This window comes from Rhizobium sp. P28RR-XV, from assembly GCF_012641385.1.
In the GTDB taxonomy this organism is placed as follows: domain Bacteria; phylum Pseudomonadota; class Alphaproteobacteria; order Rhizobiales; family Rhizobiaceae; genus Rhizobium.
In genome coordinates this window covers 343,789-359,909 of sequence record NZ_JABAIG010000010.1, presented here as the reverse complement: position 1 = coordinate 359,909, position 16,121 = coordinate 343,789, and the positions used below count along the sequence as shown (strand labels likewise).

Genomic DNA, 16,121 nt, shown 5'->3' with positions numbered 1-16,121 from the left:
TGCGCTATCCGCGCCCACTGTTCGTCCCGAAGGATCAGACGATCCAAAACACCCATGACTGCCTCCAAAAGACAGTCTTGAATCTGATTCGCTCAGCCTTGGAAACCCAAGAGTCCACACCTCCTAGAGCCTTTCGGCTTTTCTCCAAATCGTGACAACGCTCTATCCTTTTATTTTTACGCAATTCCGGACGGAAAACCGCACTTTTCCTGGAATTTCTGTAGGCGCTGCCGAGAGGACTATTATGCCGGTTCCGCGGGATAAGTTTTTGGTCAAACCTTACGAACCGGGTGACGCTCAAGCCACGATCGACATTTTCCTAAGGGCCATTCGCGAGGTTGCATCGGCAGACTACAGCCCCGCACAGATCGCTGCCTGGGCAAAGGTCGAAGACGCCGAAGTCTGGGCGCAGCATCGCGCAAGCCGGCCGACCTGGCTTGCGATGGATGGTTCACTGCCCATTGGCTTTACCGATCTGAAATCGGATGGCTGCCTCGATATGATGTTCGTTTCGCCCGACTATCGGGGAAAGGGCGTCGCCAGCCTGTTGCTTGCGACCGTCGAAAGGGCTGCGCGCGAACAAGGCGTTCAGCGGATTTTCACCGAAGCGAGCCTGACCGCCCGCCCCTTCTTCGAGCACAAGGGTTTTGTCGTCGTGACCGCGCAACAGGTGGAAAAGCACGGCCAGATCTTGTCGAACTTCCTGATGGAAAAAACGCTTGCGTAGGCTACCGAGGCGCCGACCCGCGCCTTCCTGTAAAACTCAGGCTTCTTCCCGAACGACCGGGAATTCCGCCAGCCGCGCGGCGTAGCGCGCCATCGTGTCGACTTCGAAATTGACGAAGTCGCCGGCCTTGCGCTCACCCCAGGTCGTGACCTCTAGGGAATGGCGGATCAGAAGCACGTCGAATTCAGTCCCATCGACGGCGTTGACCGTCAGCGAGGTGCCATCGAGCGCGACCGAACCCTTCGGCGCCACGAATCTTGCGAGATGTTCCGGCGCGCGCAGGCGGAAGCGGGTCGCATCGCCCTCGGCTGTCACGGACAGGATTTCCGCTTTGCCGTCGATATGGCCGGACACGATGTGGCCGCCGAGCTCGTCACCGATCTTGAGGGAACGTTCCAGATTGATCTTGGCTCCGGTTTCCCAGGTGCCGATGGTCGTCAGGCGCAGGGCTTCTTCCCAAGCCTCGACCTCGAACCAGCGTCCATTGCTGCCCTCTTCCGGCAGGCCGGTGACCGTCAAGCAGACGCCGGCATGCGAAATCGAGGCGCCCATGTCGATCGTTGCCGGATCGTAATTGGTGGCAACGCGCAGCTTGATGCCTTCCTTCAATGGGGAAATGGATTCGACCGTGCCGACGTCGGTGACAATTCCGGTAAACATCAAAAACCTCTTTCAAATTCGTCGCAGCGATCATCGCCGAAGCGGCTTTCGCCGATATGCATGAAACTGGCTGGGATATTGGATTTGAGGACCGGCGATTCAATACCGCCCGCGCCGATATCCGCTGGCCCCTGGAACAACAGGATGCGATCGACCAGGTCCGCATCGAGGAATCGCCGTGCCGTCTTGGCACCGCCTTCCACCAGCAGGGAAGAAATACCCCGCGTGCCCAGGGCTTCCAGCAACTCTCCCAGTTCGTCCAAATTCGACTGCAACACTTCGACGCCGGCGGCATCGAGGGCGGCGCGGCGCCCCAGGAGGGAGCTATCGGTATTCTCGTCGAAAGGAGGCTGATGGCCGGCAACCGCGATGACCGGATGCTTTCGCGCCGTCTGCACCAGCTTGCTGCCAAGCGGCAGCTGAAGGTCTGCATCGATGACGATGCGCAAGGGCGAGCGGTCTTCCAGGCCGGGCAGCCGGCAGGTCAATTCAGGATCGTCTGATATCGCCGTGCCGATGCCGACGAGAATGGCATCGCTTTCGGCGCGCAGCATCTGCACCTGCGCCCGCGAGATGTCGCCGGTGATGCGAACCTGTCCCTCGCCCGTTTTGCCGATCATGCCATCGGCGGAAATCGCAAGCTTGAGAGTCACATAGGGCCGGTTTCTCGTCTGGCGCATGAGATAACCCGCCAAGGCCCGCCTGCCCTCCGTCTCCAGAATGCCGGCATCGACCTCGATGCCGGCCTCGCGCAGCATATTGATACCGCGCCCGGAAACGCGCTGATCGGGATCGGTGATGCTGATGACGACACGCGCCACGCCATAGGCTATCAACGCCTCGGCACAGGGCGGAGTCTTGCCGTAGTGAGAACAGGGTTCCAGCGTTACATAGGCGGTGGCACCTCGCGCCGCCTCGCCCGCTGCAGCCAGCGCCTGCGGCTCGGCATGCGGGCGTCCGCCCAGCGCGGTCACGCCGCTGCCAAGAATGACGCCATCCTTGACGACGAGGCAGCCGACGGACGGATTTGTGGAAGTCAGTCCCAGATGCTGGCGCGACAGACGGATGGCCGCAGCCATGAAACGATCGTCTTCGGACCGCGGCACCACGGTCAAGGGTCCAGCGGATCGCGGGCGATCTTCGCATTGATTTCGTCGATCACGTGCTCGAAATCTTCGGCATGCGAAAAATCGCGATAGACGGAGGCATAACGCACGAAGGCGACGTCATCGAGGCTCTTCAGCGCCTCCAGCACCTGGAGCCCGATCTGCTCGGAACTGATCTCCGTCTCACCGGAGCTTTCGAGGCGACGCACGATCCCGGAAACGGCGCGCTCGATCCGGTCCCGGTCGACCGGGCGCTTTCGCAGCGCGATCTCGAAGGAACGCACCAGCTTGTCGCGATCGAACGGCACCTTGCGCCCCGTCTTCTTGATGACCATGAGCTCGCGCAGCTGCACGCGCTCGAAGGTGGTGAAGCGGCCGCCACAATCTGGACAAATGCGCCGACGGCGGATGGACGTGTTGTCCTCCGCCGGGCGCGAGTCCTTGACCTGGGTATCTTCTGAGCCGCAGTAAGGGCAGCGCATGCGCTCTCCTTAGCCCATGTAGCCGTACATCGGGAAGCGGTCGGTGAGCTTGACCACTTTCTCGCGCACGGCGGCCTCGACGGCGGCATTGCCTTCGTCGGAATTGGCGACCTTCAGGCCATCGAGCACTTCGATGATCAGATTGCCGATTTCACGGAATTCGGCTTCCTTGAAACCGCGCGTCGTGCCGGCCGGCGTGCCGAGGCGGACACCTGACGTGACGAAGGGCTTCTCGGGGTCGAACGGAATGCCGTTCTTGTTGCAGGTGACGTAGGCGCGGCCGAGGGCTGCTTCCGCGCGCTTGCCGGTGGCATTCTTCTTGCGCAGGTCGACCAGCATCAGGTGGTTGTCCGTGCCGCCGGAAACGACGTCGACACCGCCTGATATCAGCGTTTCGGCCAAAGCCTTGGCGTTCTTGACGATCTGTGCGGCATAATCCTTGAAATCGGGCTGCAGAGCTTCACCGAGGGCAACGGCTTTGGCGGCGATAACGTGCATCAGCGGACCGCCCTGGAGGCCGGGGAAGACGGCCGAATTGAACTTCTTGGCCAGATCCTCGTCATTGGTGAGGATCATGCCGCCACGCGGGCCGCGCAGCGACTTGTGCGTGGTGGTGGTGGCGACATGGCAATGCGGGAACGGCGACGGATGCTGGCCACCGGCAACGAGGCCGGCGATGTGGGCCATGTCGACCATCAGATAAGCACCGACGCTGTCGGCGATCTCGCGGAAGCGCTTCCAGTCCCAGATGCGGGAGTAAGCGGTGCCGCCGGCGATGATCAGCTTCGGCTTGGTTTCTTCGGCCTTGCGCTGCACTTCATCCATGTCGAGCAGGTTGTCGCCTTCGCGCACGCCGTAGGATACGACGTTGAACCACTTGCCGGACATGTTGACCGGCGAACCATGCGTCAGGTGGCCGCCCGAATTGAGATCGAGGCCCATGAAGGTATCGCCCGGCTGCAAGAGCGCAAGGAAGACGGCCTGATTCATCTGCGAACCGGAGTTCGGCTGGACGTTGGCGAAATTGACGCCGAACAGCTTCTTGGCGCGCTCGATGGCGAGTTCCTCGGCGATGTCGACGAACTGGCAGCCGCCATAATAGCGCTTGCCCGGATAGCCTTCGGCGTACTTGTTCGTCATGATCGAGCCCTGCGCTTCCAAGACGGCGCGCGAGACGATGTTTTCCGAGGCGATCAGCTCGATTTCGTGCCGCTGACGACCCAGTTCCTTGCCGATCGCACCAAAGATTTCCGGATCGGTATCGGCAAGCGAGCGATTGAAGAAGGGTTCGGTGGACGCATTGGTCATCGTGAAAGCTCCTGAACGGGCCGGAACGGCAATGCAGACGGTATTAGCGTCCGGGTCGCCGGAGAGCAATACGACGAGCGACATTTGCTGGGCATTCTACGCAGAGCGCCGCCAGCCAATGAAAAAGCCGCATCCAGGGACGCGGCTTCGACAAGAATTGATTGGAATGCCGATTACTGAACCGGTTGCTCCATGCCCTGGGTGGTGTCAAGCGCCAATTGGGAATTGCCGTCGAGATTATAGATATCGTCGCGGAACTGGACGATGCCGTCGCGGGCGCTCCAGGCGGAGATATAGACGAAATAGACCGGCACTTCCGTCGCCAAGGTGATCGGCGTGTTGACGCGCGTGGAGATGACCTGCTCGATGTGCTGACGCGGCCAGCCTGGGGTTTCGGCCAGCAGCCAGGTCGCAAGGTCGCGCACGTTTTGAACGCGCACGCAGCCCGAGCTGTCGAAACGCATCAGCTTGTTGAACAGGCCCTGCTCGGGCGTGTCGTGCATATATTCGTTATTGGGGTTATGGAAGTTGATCTTCGTGGACGCCATGGCGTTCGTCTTGCCGGGGTCCTGTCGGAACATCAGATCCGGCGCCTTGTCCGAATTCCAGTCGATGGTCTCAGGCGAAACTTCCTGACCCTTGCCGTCCAGCAGGCGGATATTGCTTCTCTTCAAATAGGTCGGATCCTTCCGCATGAGCGGCACGATGTCCTTGATGACGATGGAGCGCGGCGCCGTCCAGTAGGGGTTGAGGATGACCTCGTAGATCTTCGAATTGATGATGTGCGTCGGTCGCGTTTCCCGGCCGACGATCGCCTCGTGGCGCAAAGCGACCTGACCGTCCTCTACGGCTTCGACACGGGTCGCCGGGATATTCACCATGACATGACGACGGCCGAGATCGGACGGGAACGTCTGCAGACGGACGAGGTTGGTGTTGAGCTGCTGCAGGCGGACATTGGCCGGGATGTTCATCGCCTTCTGCGTGAAATCGCCGATAACGCCATCCGGCGGCAGCCCATGACGGGCCTGGAAACGCTTTACGGCCCCGTCTACGTAGGAATCGAAAGACGAAGACATGCCCGCCTCGCGCGGCAGGTCGCCTGAAACCATCAGATGCTGGCGCAAAGATTGCACGGCGGGATCGGTAACGCCGATCTGCAGCGGCTGCTGGCTGGTCGGATTAACCTGCGGCCAGCCGCCATTTGCAACGATGCTCTGATACTGGGCAATTGCCTGTTGGATATTCGGTACGGAATCAGGTCCGAGAATTGGCGTGTTCGACTGCACGGCAGCTGCCGTACGCGCCGCGGCCTTGGCGTCGAATTGGTCGTCCCAATTGCCGCGGGACCGGTCGTTGATCAGCGCCTCCAGCGGCGTCGCGTTTTGCGCGAGGGCCGGCGCGGCCAATGCGGCAGCGCCAAAAGTTACGGCCGACCGCAGGAAAGAGCGGCGCGAAAAGGGTTCAATTCCGTTTTTCTTCGACATATCCCAACCGTTTAGCGCTGCGATCCAATTATGCGCAGCCTAGAGAGGAAGCAGTAAATAGCGCGGTTCGCGCCAAGCAACGCAGCTCAGTATCGATCCGTTCCCTTAAAGCACCACCAAAAACTTCGCCACGAACTATCACAATATCGCGAAGCCAAGACCTTCAGGTCGGAAGATCGTATTTCGAGAACGCTGCTTGCAGTCGATTTCCGCTGTCATAGCAATATGGCCAATTCGTGTCTCCCGGCATGAAACTTGCCTTGCCACGCGAGGACGGAAGAAAAGCCAAACTGCTTTTGCTAAAATACCACAGCTGCGCGTGGTTCATAACGTGTCTTGATCCGGCGTCAATGGCTTAGCCGCCCAGGACGTTACATGTGACGGAAGGTGAAGCGCGGACGTGACAAAAAGCGCACAACGGCTGCCTTGGCAACGCATTCAAGCCGGACACGCAGGGAACGTGTCCAGCTTGCTTTTACTGGAAGGTCTTATAGTCGATCCGCCACCGTTACTTACATGCGGTAAGCGATGCTGTCGTTCCAGAAGCGGTCGAGGCGCTGCAGGAGCTTGTTCATCTGGGTGAATTCGTCGGTGCCGATGCCGCCGACCTTGTCGATCGAGCCGATATGGCGCTCATAGAGCTTGGCGACGGTTTCGGCGATGTCCTGGCCCGGTTCCGTCAGGCTGATGCGCACCGAGCGGCGGTCGATGCGCGAGCGCTGATGGTTGATGAAGCCGAGGTCGACCAGCTTCTTGACGTTGTAGGAAACGTTGGAGCCGAGGTAGAAACCGCGGGAGCGCAGCTCGCCGGCCGTCAGTTCGGAATTGCCGATGTTGAAGAGGAGAAGCGCCTGGACGGCGTTGACGTCGTCGCGACCCTGACGGTCGAACTCGTCCTTGATAACATCAAGCAGGCGGCGGTGCAGACGCTCGACCAGGTGAAGGGATTCCATGTAGAGAGCCCGGATGTCGTCAACCTGCTGACCCTGAGCGTTTGCAACTGCCTGCGGCTTGATTTTCGTGTTCATCATGACTTGGCCTCACTGTTTGTTTGGCGGTGTCGTTTTCTTCCCGCCTTGAGTGAGACCCTATCGAATACACATAAAATTCTACTTAAACTGCAGGCTTAACAGCACCTTACCGCGAAGTCTTGGTGTCTCAGGGTAAATCAACCATTACCTGCTGCCGCCGGCGCCGGCGTTTTTCCTGCCACAGCAGGACGCGGAAAAGGCAGTAGATCACTGCGACGCAGGCATGCAAGATCATGATCAGCGGATTGGAGCCGAATATCTCCGGCCAGGCGCCATACATCAATCCCTGCCCGCCTGCCGCCAGCACCCACATGACCGGCCCCCAGGAAACGGTGAGCCACAATCCGAGCGCGGCAACGGGGAAGACGACGGCGAGACCGGCGCCTGCGACCTTCCATGGCAGAGCCAGCAGATCGAAGCGGGCATGACCTTCCAGCGAATAGCCGACCAGCATCGCCCAATATTGCAGGCCGAGCCAGAAACAGGCGATCGCGATCAGCCGCAGGAACAGCACGAACAGGATGTCCGTCAGCGTATTCTTGGGTACGGTCGAAGAATCAGGTTCCATGCGCGAACAATACGTAGGAGGCATCGGCCTCGCCAGAATATAATGGCTGCGGCCTTTCGCCTGGTTTTGAATCCTGGGGACAGCGTGATAGGTACGCGGCCTATATATAATGCCATAAATAGACGAAGAAGGATGGCGGCATCATGGAGAACAAGACGCATCTCGTTGACGAGATCACCGGGCATCGCCGCATGCGACGTAACCGCAAGGCCGATTGGACCCGCCGCCTCGTGCAGGAAAACCGGCTGACGGTCGACGATCTGATCTGGCCGATCTTCCTTATCCCCGGCACCGGCATCCTTGAGCCGATCCCCGCAATGCCCGGCGTCAATCGCATGACGGTGGACAAGGCCGTGGAAGCGGCCAAGGAAGCGGCCGATCTCGGCATTCCCGCACTCGCCACCTTCCCGAACATCGAAATGGGCTTGCGCGACGAGACCGGCTCCAACAGCCTCGAGAAGAACAATCTCATCAATCTCGCCAGCGCGGCGATCAAGAAGGCCGTTCCGAATATCGGCGTCATCACCGATGTCGCCCTCGACCCCTTCACCAGCCACGGCCATGACGGCATCCTGCGCGGCAACGAGATCGTCAACGACGAGACGGTCGAGCAGGTGGCGCTGGCCGCCGTCTACCAGGCGGATGCGGGTGCCGACATCATCGCACCGTCGGAAATGATGGACGGGCGCATCGGCGCAATCCGCCAGGCGCTCGATGCCGCCGGCCACCAGAATGTCGGCATCATGAGCTATGCGACGAAATTCAGCTCGGCCTTCTACGGCCCCTATCGCGAGGCGATTTCGACCGGCGGCCTGCTGAAGGGCGACAAGAAGACCTATTACATCGACCCGGCCAACGGCACCGAAGCCGTGCGCGATGCTGCCCTCGACGTCGAGGAAGGCGCCGATATGCTGATGGTCAAGCCGGGCCTGCCCTATCTCGACATTTGTTGGCGGCTGAAGGAGGCTTTCGGCCTTCCGACCTTCGCCTATCAGGTCTCCGGCGAATACGCGATGATCAAGGCAGCCGCCGCCAATGGCTGGATCGACGGCGACAGAGTGATGCTCGAAACCCTGCTCGCCTTCAAGCGCGCCGGCTGCGACGGCATCCTCACCTATTTCGCCATGGATGTTGCAAAGCATCTGGCAAGAAAATAGCTCCGCACCATTCACTTATTGTATTTGCCGGACCTGATACCATATGTTCGGCAAATGTTTCCCAAGGAGGAAAGCAATGAGCCTGAACCCCAGCCCGCTCTATGCAGCACCGGATGACTGGCGCGCCTATAGTGGCGTGCTGAGCCGGCGCATCTTCGCATTCATCGTCGATTACATCATCGTCGCGCTGCTCTGCATTCCGGCGGCCGTCGTACTGTTTTTCGTTTCGATCCTGACGCTGGGGCTTGGCTTCATCCTCTATCCCGCGCTCTTCGTCATCGTAGCCGGATTGTATTTCGGCTGGACGCTCGGCGGCCCATACCAGGCTTCGCTCGGCATGCGGGCCATGGGCCTCACCATGGTCCGCGTCGACGGGCGCCGGATGGATTTCCTGACGGCGATCGTCCACCTGGCGCTGTTCTGGGTCCTGAACTCGGTGTTGACGCCGCTGATCCTGCTGGTAGGCCTGTTTACCGACCGCAGCCGGCTGGTGCACGACCTGCTGCTCGGCACGGTCATCGCCCGTACCGCCTAAAACACGCACGTTGCGATATCAAATATACGATCCCTCGCGGTACAAACGAGCCGCGAGGCGGCATCCGAGTGCATCATGAATTAGGAAACTTCGATCTTTAGCGAAGGACGTAGTTGACGTTTTCTAAACTTGAGCCATGCTTGTAAAAAACGGGTGCCGAAAGAAAGGGCAATCAACGGCAGATGAACACGCAGTCAACGCCTTCTCCGCAGTTTTATCTGACGGCACCGGCTGCCTGCCCGTACCTGCCGCACGAGATGGAGCGCAAAGTCTTTACGCATCTCGTCGGCCCCCGTGCGGCGGAGATGAACGATATCCTGACTCAGGGCGGCTTCCGGCGCTCGCAAAACATCGCCTACCGCCCTGCCTGTGAATCCTGCAGGGCCTGCGTATCGGTCCGCATTCTCGCCCAGGAATTCGAGCCCAGCCGCTCGATGCGGCGCATTCTGGCCGCCAATAGCGACGTCATCGCCACCGAATTTCCCGCGCAGCCTTCCAGCGAGCAATATTCGCTCTTCCGCCGCTATCTCGACTATCGCCATCAGCACGGCGGCATGTCCGACATGACCGTGCTCGACTATGCGATCATGGTCGAGGACACGCATGTGAATACCCGCATTATCGAGTATCGCCGCCGTGAGGAAGGGGCGGGGCTGGAACAACGCCCGAAAGGTGAGTTGCTGGCGGCGGCTTTGACCGACGTCATGAGCGACGGGCTGTCGATGGTCTATTCCTATTTCAATCCCGATCTCGACGAGCGATCGCTCGGCACCTTCATGATCCTAGATCATATCAAGCGGACGAAGGCGCTCGGCTTGCCGCATGTCTATCTCGGCTATTGGGTCAAAGGCTCGCGCAAGATGGACTATAAGACGCGCTTTCAGCCGCAGGAACATCTCACGCCGCGCGGCTGGGAGCGTTTCGACCCCGCCGCCGACGGCGATAAAGATACCTTCCGCTGAATGTTCTCCCGTCTTTCGGATCATCAAAAGGGCCTGCTGCTGACGACGCTCGGCGGCCTGGCCCTGTCGATGGACATACCGCTGATCCGGCTTTCCAGCGGTGAAGTCTGGTCGGTGCTGTCGGCGCGCAGCCTTGCAACCATCGTCGTGGCGCTCGCGGCACTTTTCGTTATCCGCCGTGTTACGGGTTCGCTGCGAAGCGTGCTGCCGGGCTGGCTCGGGCTTCCCGTCGGCTTCTTCTACGGGCTGACGACCATCGCCTTTCTCCTTGCCGTCTATTACACGACGGCGGCGAATGTGGTGTTCATCATCGCGCTGAACCCGATGTTCACCGCGCTTCTTTCCTGGATCTTCCTCAAGGAGCGCCCTGCCCTTTCGACCTTCATCACCATGGCCGTCATGATCATCGGCGTCGGCCTCATCGTTGGCGACGGCATGGAAGGTGGCCATCTGCTGGGCGACGCGCTTTCCGTGCTTGCATCGTTTTCCATTGCCTGCGCCATCACCATCAGCCGCGCCTCGGGGCGTGATATGGGTTTCGCTTCCTTGCTGGCCGCCGTCATCCCGGCCGCAGTCGGTCTCTATCACATGGCGCCCTTAGGCTTTTCCATCGAACATCCGGGCTGGATCCTCCTCGATGGCGGCGTGCTGATGCCCCTCTCCTTCTGGTGCCTTGCGACAGGCACACGCTTTCTCTCGGCACCGGAAGTGGCAATGTTCTATCTCTTGGAAACGATCCTGGCGCCGATCTGGGTCTGGCTGATCTTCTTCGAGGCACCCACCAACATGACGCTGGCCGGCGGCGCGATACTGATCCTGGCGCTCGCCGCCCATTCGCTCTGGCAGGCGCGGGTCAAGGCGAGAGCAGCGCTGACAGCGCAAGGCCTCGCGCATTGAAGCCATGATTTTCCCATGTTATAACCAAGTTATTACATGGGGAGTTCAGATATGAACGTCACTATCCGCAAGATCGGCAATTCCGAAGGCGTGATTATCCCGAAGGAAGTTCTCCAAAGGCTCGGCCTGAAAAACGGCGATGCATTGGAAATACGTGAAGCGAACGGCAACATCGAACTGGTTCCCGAGCGCGCTGATCTGACCGAGCAGTTGCAGGCTGCAAGACTTGGCATGCAGAAATATCGCGCTGCTCTGCGCGAACTCGCAAAATGAATGAATATAAATGGCTATCCCGTGAAGCCGTCGAGATCATGCATGCGGAACAGGTCGCCGAACATGGTGGATTGCCGGGTTTAAAGGACGAGAACGCCTTAGAGGCAGCTATGACGCGCCCGTTAAACGAGGCTGCATACGGCGCGAACGATTTATTCGCCTTAGCTGCCGCTTACCTCTATGGGATCGTTCGGAATCACCCATTTTCGGATGGAAACAATCGGGCCAGCTATCTGGCGGCGTTCACGTTCCTCTACATCAATGGCTACCTTATCGAAGCTGACGATGGGACCATTGTCGCCTTTGTGCAGGGCGTTGCGGCCGGAGAAATCGATGAAATAGGCGCAATGCAATTCTTGAAAGATTTCTGCGTTCCGCTTGCCGGGTGACGACGCTCCATTCGCCGCATCACCCGGCCCTTGGCTAAGGCTCAGAGCGTTCGACGCCGCAATCGACCCGCCGGGTCGATTGCCTTCAGCTCGGCTCAACCAAGCTTCACCCTGAAAACCTGCCGCTTCTGGGAAAGCCCTTCGGCACGGCTCTGCCGACACCGGCGCGTTCGGCCAACCATTCCACCAACTCGTCCTTGGTCTTGGTAAAGGTGCGGCCGGCGCTGTCTTCCCAGGTCAGGCCATCAGCGATGACGAAGCACCGGATGTCGGCAATGCCGCCATCCTTGTAGCGCTGCAGGCGCACACCCTTACCGCGCGACATTTCAGGCACCTGCGAAAGCGGGAAGATGACCATCTTGCGGTTCTCGCCGACCACGGCGACATGATCGCCGGAAACCGGCACGAGAAGCTTGGTCTCGTCGGGATGGGAGACGTTCATGATCTGCTTGCCCTTGCGGGTGTTGGCGACCAGCTCCGCCTCGGGCACGATGAAACCGTTGCCCACCGTCGATGCGATTAGCTGCTTGCGCTGCGGATCGTGGACGAAGGCGGTCAGCACATCCTGATCATTCTCCATGTCGATCATGATGCGCAGCGGCTCGCCATGGCCGCGGCCGCCGGGCAGCTTATCGCCACCGAGCGTATAGGCCTTGCCGCCCGTCGTGATGATGAGGATCTTGTCGGTCGTCTGCGCGGGGAAGGCAACCTTCGGTCCATCGCCTTCCTTGAAGGTGAGCGCCGCGGTATCGGAGATGTGGCCCTTCAGCGCGCGGATCCATCCCTTTTCAGAGACGACGACCGTGATCGGCTCCTTCTCGATCATCGCCTGCTGAATGGCGGCATCGTCGGCTTCGGGCGCTTCGGCAAACTGCGTGCGGCGGCGCCCGATTTCGGTGGCCTTGGCGAACTTCTTCTTCACCTCGCCGATTTCCCAGGAAACCGTCTGCCACTGCTTTTCTTCCGAGGCGAGCAATGCCTCGATGTCGGACTTTTCCTTGGTCAGGCCTTCGAATTCCTTGCGGATCTCGAACTCTTCCAGCTTGCGCAAGGAGCGCAGCCGCATATTGAGGATCGCCTCGACCTGATTGTCCGTGAGGCCGAACCGCTCCATCATCACGGGCTTCGGCTCATCCTCCTCGCGGATGATGGCGATGACCTCATCGATGTTGAGATAGGCAACCAGCAAACCGCCAAGGATTTCGAGGCGCTTCTCGATTGCCGCCAGCCGGAAGCGCGAACGGCGCAGCAGGACTTCGCGGCGATGATCCAGCCACTCCTTCAGCACTTCGTTCAGGGCCATGACCTTGGGAATGCGGCCCATGGACAGGACATTCATGTTGAGCGGGAAGCGGCTCTCCAGCTCGGTGAGCTTGAACATCGATTCCATCAGGATCGTCGCATCGACGGTGCGGCTCTTCGGGATCAGGACAACGCGGATATCCTCGGCGGATTCATCGCGGATATCCTCAAGCAGCGGCAATTTGCGCGACAGCAGCAACTCCGCGATCTTTTCGATCAACCGCGACTTCTGCACCTGGAACGGAATCTCCGTGACGACGATCTGGTAGCCGCCGCGACCGAGATCCTCGATCTCCCATTTGGAACGAACGCGGAAGCCGCCGCGACCGGTCTTGTAGCTTTCAATGATGCTCCGGCGATCGTCGATGATAATGCCGCCGGTCGGAAAGTCGGGACCGGGAATATAGAGTTCCACCAGCTTCTCGACGGTGGCATCGCGATCCTTGATCAGATGCAGCGCGGCGTCGCAAAGCTCATGGGCATTGTGTGACGGGATGGAGGTCGCCATGCCGACGGCAATGCCGGAGGAGCCGTTGGCGAGCAGATTGGGGAACGCGCCCGGCAGGACGATCGGTTCGGAATTCGATTCGTCGTAGGTATCGCGAAAATCGACCGCATCCTGATCGATGCCTTCGAGCAGCAGTTCGGAAACCGCCGTCATCTTGGATTCGGTATAACGCATCGCGGCCGGGCTATCGCCGTCGATATTGCCGAAATTGCCTTGGCCGTTGACCAGCGTGTAACGCTGAGAGAAATCCTGCGCGAGACGCGCCAGCGCGTCATAGATCGACTGGTCGCCATGCGGGTGATAGTTACCCATCACCTCGCCGACGATCTTGGCGCATTTGCGGAAGGCGGCATTGGGACGCAGCCCCATCTCGCTCATCGCATAAACGATGCGGCGATGCACCGGCTTCAACCCGTCGCGGACGTCGGGAAGCGCGCGTTGCGTAATGGTCGACAAAGCATAGGCCAGATAGCGCTCTTCGAGCGCGGCCTTCAGGTCGACCGGAACGATGTTGTCGTCGCCGTCACCGGACGGCGGTGTAAGATTTTGTCCCATGGTCCTTGACTATCGGAGATGGCGATTCCCGGCAAGAAATCAGCGAAAAGCACCTGTGGATGAAGGCGTTTCAGGCGTCCGGCGAGATGGTTGCAGATACATTTTTGCTGCACTCGCGCCCTACACTCATTGTCATTGGATTTTCGGAGAAAGACCAATATAAGTCGGCGCAGTACACGCGCAATCTGTACACCCCCGCCGATACCACCGGCTCAACGAGGAAACGCCATAATGACTTTCTATCGGACCACGCGGCTGATGCTCTGCAGCGCAGCCATCCTGTCCTTCGCCAGCTCGGCCTTCGCCCTTGATGGCAACGACCTGCTGAAGAAGATCAACGACATCTACGGCCAGCAGGGCGCTTCGATTGCTGCTGGAGGTATCGATGTCGACGGTAGCACCGTGACGCTGAAGGGCGCAAGCTTCAAGGCGGCCGGCATGGAAGACAGCATCCCGCTCGGCGACATCACCATGGACGGCGTCGAAGAAAACAACGGCGGTTACACGATCGAGGAAATCGACTTCGCGGATGTCGATTTCAAAAAAGATGGCGCGGCTGTTTCCGCCAGCGACCTCAAGCTGAGCGGCGTCGAAATTCCGGCTGACGCAACCAAGGGCGACCTCGCCTCGCTTCTCTACTACAAGAGTGCCCATGCAGGAGAGGTCTCCGTCACCAAGGACGGCACCGAAGTGTTCTCGATCGAGGGCGCCGACGCGACAATGAACAAGCGCGACGACAAGTCGGGCCTCGACTTCGACGCAAAGATCAACGGTGTCAAAGCCGATCTCAGCAAGGTCGACGACCAGAAGTCCAAGGAAGCGATCGAAGCGCTCAAGCTGCAGCAGATCGATGGCACCATCGCGATGAAGGGCAGCTGGGAGATCGGTCCGGGCACGATCGACATCACCGAATATTCCTTCGACTTCAAGGATATCGGCAAGCTGAACCTCGCCTTCAGCATTTCCGGCTACACGCCCGCTTTCGCGAAGTCGATGCAGGAAGCGCTCAAGACGGTTCGCTCCAATCCGAACCAGCAGGAAGCGCAACAGTCGGCTGGCCTCGCCATGCTAGGCCTCCTCCAGCAGCTGACCTTCAACAGCGCTGCGATCCGCTTCGACGACGCCTCGATTACCGCGCGCGCGCTCGATTTCGCCGGCAAGCAGCAGGGCGTCACGGGCAAGCAGCTGGCAGATACGCTGAAGGCGATGACGCCGATCATGATGGCGCAGCTCAACATTCCGGAACTGCAGAACGCCGTGTCCACAGCTGTCAGCGCCTATCTCGACAATCCGAAGAGCCTGACCGTCACCGCCGCTCCGGGCAAGCCGGTACCGGTGCCGATGATCATCGGCGCCGCCATGGGCGCTCCGAACTCGATCCCGCAGGTCATCGGCCTCAAGGTTTCCTCGAACGACTAAGCCGCCGCTCCCGGCACTATTCGGAAACCCGGCGATCTCGGTCGCCGGGTTTTCCTTTGCGGCGAGTTAGGTTTCTTGCCGGAGCTGATATTTCCGCAGTTCGCTGAGAGCATGCGACAACAAGGCAAGCAATTCATCCGTGGTCGCACCGTCGCGCGCCTGGACGGACATGCCCTGCACGATTGCGCCCAGAAAACGGGCAAGCGAACGAGCGTCGGCGTCCGGTCGCATGTCACCTTCCGCAATACCGCGCTCGATCCGGGCGGTGAAGATATCGAGCGTCTGCAAGCGCATCGATGCGACATGGTGGGCGATCGGTTCGTTCTCCTCGGCGCAGTTCAGCACCGCCGTCGATATCATGCAGCCTTTCGGATGTTCCGGGGCAGTGAAAATCTTGGCGGAGTTCGTCAGGAAGCGCTCGAAAGCGGCCACCGTATCCACCTTCTCCTGAAATGGATTGCCGGGTTCCGGCCGCGGCATGCGGCGGTACTGTTCGAGCGTCTCCCGATAAAGCTCCGCCTTCGAACCGAAAGCAGCATAGAGGCTCTGTGGCGTGATCCCCATCGCAGCCGTCAAATCGGCGATGGATGAGCCATCGTAGCCATGTTTCCAAAACGTGTCCCGCGCTGAAGCAAGAACCGTCTCGCGATCAAAGGCAGGCGGGCGCCCACGCTTGCGGGGCGGGGAATTTTCGGTCACTCCGCTATTTTTCACAATGGTCACTCTAGAATTATTCTCCGATCTGGGTTATTCAG

The 16,121-nt window shown here is 59.8% G+C and carries 17 protein-coding genes; 8 read left to right on the top strand and 9 right to left on the bottom strand.

All coding sequences use genetic code 11. The annotated features are described in order from the left end of the window. The first annotated feature begins 244 nt into the window (after window positions 1-244). A complete protein-coding gene (locus HGP12_RS22875) occupies window positions 245-727 on the top strand; it encodes a GNAT family N-acetyltransferase (RefSeq protein WP_168842187.1) in 483 nt (160 codons plus the stop codon). A gap of 36 nt (window positions 728-763) precedes the next feature. On the opposite strand, the gene HGP12_RS22870 is transcribed toward HGP12_RS22875, so the two are convergent. From HGP12_RS22870 to HGP12_RS22840, 7 genes are all read right to left on the bottom strand, one after another. Further along, entirely contained in the window at window positions 764-1,387 is a 624-nt protein-coding gene (locus tag HGP12_RS22870) for a riboflavin synthase (protein WP_168842186.1), read from the bottom strand. Further along, on the bottom strand, window positions 1,387-2,466 hold the full coding sequence (gene ribD / locus HGP12_RS22865; RefSeq protein ID WP_205926586.1) for a bifunctional diaminohydroxyphosphoribosylaminopyrimidine deaminase/5-amino-6-(5-phosphoribosylamino)uracil reductase RibD: 1,080 nt from the start codon (window positions 2,464-2,466) through the stop codon (window positions 1,387-1,389). Before ribD ends, HGP12_RS22870 begins: the two co-directional genes overlap by 1 nt. Before the next feature lie 32 nt (window positions 2,467-2,498). Next, window positions 2,499-2,975, bottom strand: coding sequence for a transcriptional regulator NrdR (gene nrdR / locus HGP12_RS22860; RefSeq protein ID WP_015339425.1), 477 nt, complete (start codon window positions 2,973-2,975; stop codon window positions 2,499-2,501). 9 nt (window positions 2,976-2,984) lie between these two features. Further along, window positions 2,985-4,283: a serine hydroxymethyltransferase gene (glyA, locus tag HGP12_RS22855; protein WP_168842185.1), complete on the bottom strand. Its 1,299-nt coding sequence runs from the start codon at window positions 4,281-4,283 to the stop codon at window positions 2,985-2,987. Window positions 4,284-4,456: 173 nt separating this feature from the next. Then, complete coding sequence (locus HGP12_RS22850; protein ID WP_168842184.1) at window positions 4,457-5,770, bottom strand: murein L,D-transpeptidase; 1,314 nt, start codon at window positions 5,768-5,770, stop codon at window positions 4,457-4,459. 512 nt (window positions 5,771-6,282) lie between these two features. Beyond that, window positions 6,283-6,798, bottom strand: coding sequence for a transcriptional regulator LdtR (gene ldtR, locus HGP12_RS22845; protein WP_168842203.1), 516 nt, complete (start codon window positions 6,796-6,798; stop codon window positions 6,283-6,285). A 130-nt stretch (window positions 6,799-6,928) separates the two neighbouring features. After that, complete coding sequence (locus HGP12_RS22840; protein ID WP_168842183.1) at window positions 6,929-7,369, bottom strand: DUF6163 family protein; 441 nt, start codon at window positions 7,367-7,369, stop codon at window positions 6,929-6,931. 143 nt (window positions 7,370-7,512) lie between these two features. Here HGP12_RS22840 and hemB point away from each other — a divergent pair, with 143 nt between their 5' ends. From hemB to HGP12_RS22810, 6 genes are all read left to right on the top strand, one after another. Then, window positions 7,513-8,526: a porphobilinogen synthase gene (hemB, locus tag HGP12_RS22835; RefSeq protein ID WP_168842182.1), complete on the top strand. Its 1,014-nt coding sequence runs from the start codon at window positions 7,513-7,515 to the stop codon at window positions 8,524-8,526. Window positions 8,527-8,602: 76 nt separating this feature from the next. After that, a complete protein-coding gene (locus HGP12_RS22830; RefSeq protein ID WP_168842181.1) occupies window positions 8,603-9,061 on the top strand; it encodes an RDD family protein in 459 nt (152 codons plus the stop codon). A gap of 182 nt (window positions 9,062-9,243) precedes the next feature. Next, window positions 9,244-10,023, top strand: a complete 780-nt coding sequence (locus HGP12_RS22825) for an arginyltransferase (protein WP_168842180.1) — start codon at window positions 9,244-9,246, stop codon at window positions 10,021-10,023. Beyond that, complete coding sequence (locus HGP12_RS22820; protein WP_168842179.1) at window positions 10,024-10,920, top strand: DMT family transporter; 897 nt, start codon at window positions 10,024-10,026, stop codon at window positions 10,918-10,920. 51 nt (window positions 10,921-10,971) lie between these two features. Beyond that, window positions 10,972-11,193, top strand: a complete 222-nt coding sequence (locus tag HGP12_RS22815; RefSeq protein ID WP_168842178.1) for an AbrB/MazE/SpoVT family DNA-binding domain-containing protein — start codon at window positions 10,972-10,974, stop codon at window positions 11,191-11,193. Continuing rightward, window positions 11,190-11,582, top strand: a complete 393-nt coding sequence (locus tag HGP12_RS22810) for a type II toxin-antitoxin system death-on-curing family toxin (protein ID WP_168842177.1) — start codon at window positions 11,190-11,192, stop codon at window positions 11,580-11,582. The genes HGP12_RS22815 and HGP12_RS22810 overlap by 4 nt, the downstream gene beginning before the upstream one ends. 106 nt (window positions 11,583-11,688) lie before the next feature. On the opposite strand, the gene parC is transcribed toward HGP12_RS22810, so the two are convergent. Next, the gene (gene parC, locus HGP12_RS22805; protein ID WP_168842176.1) at window positions 11,689-13,947 is read right to left on the bottom strand and encodes a DNA topoisomerase IV subunit A; all 2,259 of its coding nucleotides are present in this window, start codon (window positions 13,945-13,947) and stop codon (window positions 11,689-11,691) included. A 231-nt stretch (window positions 13,948-14,178) separates the two neighbouring features. On the opposite strand from parC, the gene HGP12_RS22800 reads away from it, so the two are divergent. Next, a complete protein-coding gene (locus HGP12_RS22800; protein WP_168842175.1) occupies window positions 14,179-15,366 on the top strand; it encodes a hypothetical protein in 1,188 nt (395 codons plus the stop codon). Between the two features lie 66 nt (window positions 15,367-15,432). On the opposite strand, the gene HGP12_RS22795 is transcribed toward HGP12_RS22800, so the two are convergent. Next, complete coding sequence (locus HGP12_RS22795; RefSeq protein ID WP_312862924.1) at window positions 15,433-16,089, bottom strand: TetR/AcrR family transcriptional regulator; 657 nt, start codon at window positions 16,087-16,089, stop codon at window positions 15,433-15,435. Window positions 16,090-16,121 lie beyond the last annotated feature (32 nt).